The organism is Pseudoxanthobacter sp. (assembly GCF_036822375.1).
Lineage (GTDB): Bacteria > Pseudomonadota > Alphaproteobacteria > Rhizobiales > Segnochrobactraceae > Pseudoxanthobacter.
Genome location: NZ_DAISHT010000218.1, coordinates 1 through 5,465, shown reverse-complemented (window position 1 = coordinate 5,465; position 5,465 = coordinate 1). Strand labels below are relative to the sequence as shown.

General features: G+C 68.0%; 4 protein-coding genes. 1 reads left to right on the top strand and 3 read right to left on the bottom strand.

Going from position 1 to position 5,465, the window contains the following annotated elements; genetic code table 11:
- On the bottom strand, nucleotides 1-1,363 hold a 1,363-nt coding region (gene dnaE / locus V7067_RS15015; protein WP_334176715.1), incomplete at its 3' end, for a DNA polymerase III subunit alpha.
- A gap of 434 nt (nucleotides 1,364-1,797) precedes the next feature.
- On the opposite strand from dnaE, the gene V7067_RS15010 reads away from it, so the two are divergent.
- Nucleotides 1,798-3,510 (top strand): Na/Pi cotransporter family protein, encoded by a 1,713-nt coding sequence (locus V7067_RS15010; protein WP_334176714.1) that lies wholly within the window; start codon nucleotides 1,798-1,800, stop codon nucleotides 3,508-3,510.
- Between the two features lie 115 nt (nucleotides 3,511-3,625).
- On the opposite strand, the gene V7067_RS15005 is transcribed toward V7067_RS15010, so the two are convergent.
- The gene (locus V7067_RS15005) at nucleotides 3,626-4,354 is read right to left on the bottom strand and encodes an ABC transporter ATP-binding protein (RefSeq protein WP_334176716.1); all 729 of its coding nucleotides are present in this window, start codon (nucleotides 4,352-4,354) and stop codon (nucleotides 3,626-3,628) included.
- Between the two features lie 8 nt (nucleotides 4,355-4,362).
- The coding region (locus V7067_RS15000) for a lipoprotein-releasing ABC transporter permease subunit (protein WP_334176713.1) at nucleotides 4,363-5,465 on the bottom strand (1,103 nt) is incomplete at its 5' end.

Genomic DNA, 5,465 nt, shown 5'->3' with positions numbered 1-5,465 from the left:
GCACCGCGCGCGCCTGCAGCGAACCGAAGGTGATGATCTGCGCCACCTGCGCGCGGCCATATTTCTCCTGCACATAGCGGATCACTTCTTCGCGGCGATCCTGGCAGAAGTCGATGTCGAAGTCCGGCATCGAGACGCGCTCGGGGTTGAGGAAGCGCTCGAACAGCAGGCCGAACCGCATCGGATCGAGATCGGTGATGGTCAGCGAATAGGCCACCAGCGAGCCTGCGCCCGAGCCGCGCCCCGGCCCCACCGGAATGCCGTGGGCCTTGGCCCACTGGATGAAGTCCGACACGATCAGGAAGTAGCCGGGAAACTTCATGCGCTCGATGATGCCCAGCTCGAACTCCAGCCGCTCGGCATAATCCGCATCCGTCGCCCCCTCGGCATAGCCGCGGGTCTTCAGGCGCAGGGCAAGGCCCTCTTCTGCGCGCCGTCGCAGCAGCGCCGCCTCCTCGCGCATGGCCTGTTCCGGGTCTGCGCCCACCCCGGCGAAGCGCGGCAGAATCGGCTTGCGCTTCACGGCCACCGCCGCACAGCGCCGGGCAATCTCCACCGTGTTCTCCACCGCCTCCGGCAGGTCGGCGAACAGGCTGCGCATTTCCGCGCGCGTCTTGAAATAGTGTTCCGGCGTCAGCCGGCGCCGGTCGTCCTCGATCAGCGTGCGCCCCTCGGCGATCGCCAGCAGCGCGTCGTGGGCCTCGTAATCGTCGCGGGCGCCGAAATAGACCTCGTTGGTGGCCACCAGCGGCAGTTCGTGGCGATAGGCCAGTTCCACCAGATGCGGTTCCACCGCCTGCTCGCCGGCCAGCCCGTGGCGCTGCAGTTCCACATAGAGCCGGTCGGGGAAAAGCGCTGCAAGCCGCTTCAGCCGCGCCTCGGCCAGTGCGCCGTTGCCGGCCTGAAGCGCCCTGTCGACCGGCCCGCGCGGTCCGCCCGAAAGCGCAATCAGCCCCTCGCTCAGCGCCGCCAGCGTGTCCAGCCCGACATGCGGGCGCACGCCCGTTTCGGTTTCCAGAAACGCCCGGCTGACGAGACGCACCAGATTGGCAAAGCCGTCCGGCGTCGAGGCGAACAGCACAATGGTGTGGAACGGCTCGCGCGCCATGCCGCGGCGGCCGGTATCCTCATCGGCAAAATCGACCCAGAGCTCGCTGCCGATGATCGGCTGGATGCCCGATTCCATCGCCTTGGCAGAAAATTCCAGCGCGCCGAACAGGTTGCCGCTGTCGGTCATCGCCACCGCCGGCTGGCGGTCGTCCTTGGCAAGCCCCAGCACCTTCTTCACGTGCATGGCGCCTTCCAGCAGCGAATAGGCGGTGTGAACGCGAAGATGCACGAAACCCGGCGATGAGCCCGTCATGTCGCTTCAGCCCTCTCCTGTTGCGCTGCCGGCTGCGCCCCGCCGGCGGCCGCTGGTGCCGCCGCTGCGTTGCGCGGCCGGAGGTCTCTTCATTCCCCGCCCGCGCGGTGCTGTCGATTCATTTTTTTCGCACCGGCTCACAGGCCCGCACTCAGGCGAGCGACAGCGCGTCGAGCCAGATGATGACCGTTGCGGTGAACAGCGTCAGCGCCACCAGCCCGGCCAGATCCTGCGCAAGCCCGCGGACAAAATCGTTCGTCTGCTCGTCCATGATCCCGTCCTCCTCGTTATTCGCTTTATGATCTTATTTTGTTCTATGTACGTTCCCATTGCAACGACATAATGCGGCGACAAGGATGGCAGGGAGAAGATCGTTAACGGTTCCTCGCCAAGCTCGATTCTCGCCCACCCCTGCCGGAGGTCTGCCGCGCACCATGGCCGTTTCGCTGACCCTGATCGACCTTGCCGGCTTCATTGCGCTGCTGCTGTGGGGCGTCCACATGGTGCAGTCGGGCATTCAGCGCGCCTTCGGCGCCAATCTGCGCCATGTCGTCGGGCGGGCAATCTCCAGCCGCCTGCGCGCTTTCCTCAGCGGCCTCGTGGTCACGGCGCTGCTGCAGTCCTCCACGGCGACGGGGCTGATGGTGGCCGGCTTCGTGGCCGAAGGCATCATGGCACTGGTGCCGGCGCTCGCGGTCATGCTGGGCGCCAATGTCGGCACCACGCTCATCGTGCAGTTGCTGTCGTTCGATGTGGTGGCCATCGCACCGGTGTTCGTGCTCGTCGGCGTGGTCATGTTCCGCCGCGGGCCGGCCAGCCACCTGCGCGATATCGGCCGGTCCCTCATCGGGCTCGGCCTGATCCTGATCGCGCTGCACCAGATTCTGAACCTCATCACCCCATACGAGGATGCACCCAGCCTGCGGCTGATGCTGAGTCTCGTCGTCACCGAACCGGTGCTGGCGGTGGTGTTCGCGGCGCTGCTGACGTGGGCCGCCCATTCCTCCGTCACTATCGTGCTGCTGGCGATGTCGTTTGCCGCCCGCGGCGTCATTCCGCCGGAGGCCGCGTTCGCCGTCGTGCTCGGCGCCAATCTCGGCACTGCCCTCAATCCGGTGTTCGAAGGCGTGACCGGCACCGATCCCGCCGCCCGCCGGCTGCCGATCGGCAATCTCATCAACCGTCTTGCCGGCGTGGTGCTGGGGCTCCTCACGCTGCACTGGGTCGGGCCGTGGCTGGTGGCGCTGGAGCCGGACGATGCGCGCGCCGTCGCCAACTATCACACCGCCTTCAACCTCATCATGGCCGCCCTGTTCCTGCCGTTCCTGACGCAGTTCGCGCGGCTTCTGGAGTGGCTGCTGCCGCCCGCCCCGGCGACGAGCGATCCGGGGCGGCCGCTCTATCTCGATCCGCTGTCGCTGACGGTGCCGGTGGTGGCGCTGGGGGCCGCCGCGCGCGAGGCGCTGCGGCTGGCCGACATTCTGGAACAGGCGCTGATGGCCAGCCGCGCCGCGCTGTCGGAGGGCGACCGGCGGCGGATCTCCGATGCCAAACGGCTCGACGACGTCATCGACCGCATCAACCGCGCCATCCGCAACTATCTGTCGTCGCTGGACGTGGATCAGCTCACCGAGGACGACCGCCGGCGCATGAACGAGATTCTCTCGTTCGCCACCAACATCGAGCACGCCGGCGACATCGTCACCCGCAGCCTGCTGGTGGATGCCGGCAAACGCATCAAGCGCGGTCTCACCTTCTCAAAAGAGGGGCAGGTGGAGCTGATTGCCATGGTCGACCGGCTGATCGTCAACCTGCGCGGCACCGCCTCGCTGCTGATGACGGGCGATGCCCGTGCCGCGCGTGTGCTCACGGCCGAGAAGGAGACCTTCCGCGCCATGGAAGCCGCAGAGCGCGAGGCCCATTTTGCCCGCATGCGCGCCGGCCGGGTGGAAACCATCGAAACCGACGCCCTGCACCTCGATATCCTGCGCGATCTGCGGCGCATCAATGCCCATCTGGTGGCGGCCGCCGCCGAGCCCGTGCTGCAGCGCGAGGGCGAGCTGCTGCCCTCGCGCCTGAAGCCCGCCATGGCGCCGGCGCAACTGCCCGCCGAGGCCGACGACGAGCAGGAGCCGAACGTGCCGTGAGCCGCGCCCCGGCCGCGGCGGTCTTCCGGCCGCGACCGGCCGCCGGGCTGACGGCACGCAGCGGTTCACTGCGCGCGGAGGTGACGAGCCGCGCAGAGGTTCGCCGCGCAGCCGGTCAGGGCATCGCCTCGATGCGGCCATCGACCAGCGTGATGCGCCGGCTCATGCGGGCGGCGATCTCCATGTTGTGGGTCGCCACCACGGCCGCAAGGCGCGAGGCTTTGACGAGCGCGTCGAGCGCGTCGAACACCTGCGCCGCCGTGCGCGGATCGAGATTGCCCGTCGGCTCGTCGGCCAGCAGCACCCGCGGCGCGTTGGCGACCGCGCGAGCAATAGCCACGCGCTGGCGCTCGCCGCCGGACATCTCCGCCGGCCGGTGACCGGCGCGATGGTCGATGCGCATCACCCGCAGCAGCGCCATCGCCCGCCGCTCCGCCTCCTTCAGCGGCAGGCCGGCGAGACGCTGCGGGATCGCCACGTTCTCAAGGCCGGTGAAATCCGGCAACAGGTGGTGGAACTGATAGACGAAACCGACGCAGTCGCGCCGCATCCGCGTGCGTTCGGCATCGGACATCGTCGTGCAGTCGCGCCCGGCGATGCGCACCTGCCCGCCGTCGGGCTTCTCCAACAGGCCGGCAATGTGCAGCAGCGTCGATTTGCCGGCCCCGGACGGGGCGACGAGGGCCACCGTTTCGCCCGGATGCACCACGAGGTCGATCCCGCGCAGCACGTCGAGCTGCGCCTCGCCTTCGCGGTAGTGGCGCGTGATGCCGGAGAGGCCCAGCGCCTCGCGCCGGCGGGGCGGTGCGTCGGCGGCCGCAACCGGCGCGGGCTTGTCGCTCATGTCTTCGCTCATTCGCGCCGCAGTCCTTCGACGGGGTCGAGCCGCGCCGCCTTCCACGCCGGATAGAGCGTGGCCAGAAACGACAGCACGAGCGCCATGACGACCACCGTCACCGTCTCGCCGCTGTCGATATCGGCCGGCAGCTTGCTCAGATAATAGAGCTCGGGCGGGAAGAGCTCGGTGCGCGTCAGCCACGAGATGCCCTGCCGGATCGGCTCGATATAGTGGCAGACCACGAGCCCGATCACGAGACCCGCCGCGGTGCCGACCGTGCCGATGCTGGCGCCGGTGATGATGAACACCCGCAGGATCGTGCCCCGCGTTGCGCCCATGGTGCGCAGAATGGCGATGTCGCGCCCCTTGTCCTTCACCAGCATCGTCAGGCCGGAAATGATGTTGAGCGCGGCGACGAGCACGATCAGCGTCAGGATCATGAACATCACGTTGCGTTCCACCTCAAGGGCGGAAAAGAAGGTCGCCTGCCGGATGCGCCAGTCGGTCAGATAAAGCCCCTGCCCCACCGCCTGTTCGATTTGCGGCCGCAGCCGGTCGATTGCATCGGCATCGTCGAGATAGATCTCGATGGCGGTAATGGCGTTCTCTTTGTTGAAGAACTCCTGCGCCGCCGCGATCGGCATGAACACCAGCGAGTTGTCGAATTCCGACATGCCGATGTCGAAGGTCGCCAGCACCGGAAAAGCCTGCGTGCGCGGCACCACGCCGAACGGCGTCGCCTCGCCCTTCGGCGTGACCAGCGTCACCGGCTCGCCGGCCGGCACGCCGAGCGCCACGCTGAGCCGGCCGCCCAGCACCACGCCGCCGGAGGTATCGAAATCGCTGAGCGAGCCGGCGCGGATGGTGGAGGCGATGAGCGGCACCTTCTCCAGATCGGCCCGGCGCACGCCGCGCACCAGCACGCCGAACGACCCGCCGGGGCCGGAAATCAGCGCCTGCCCTTCCACGAACGGCAGCGCGAACTTCACGCCGTGGATTTTCTCCAGCCGCTCCAGAACGGACTCGTAATCCGTGAAGGTGCCCGAGGCCGGCTGCACCAGAATGTGGCCGTTGACGCCGAGGATCTTGCCCATCAGCTCGTTGCGGAAGCCGTTCA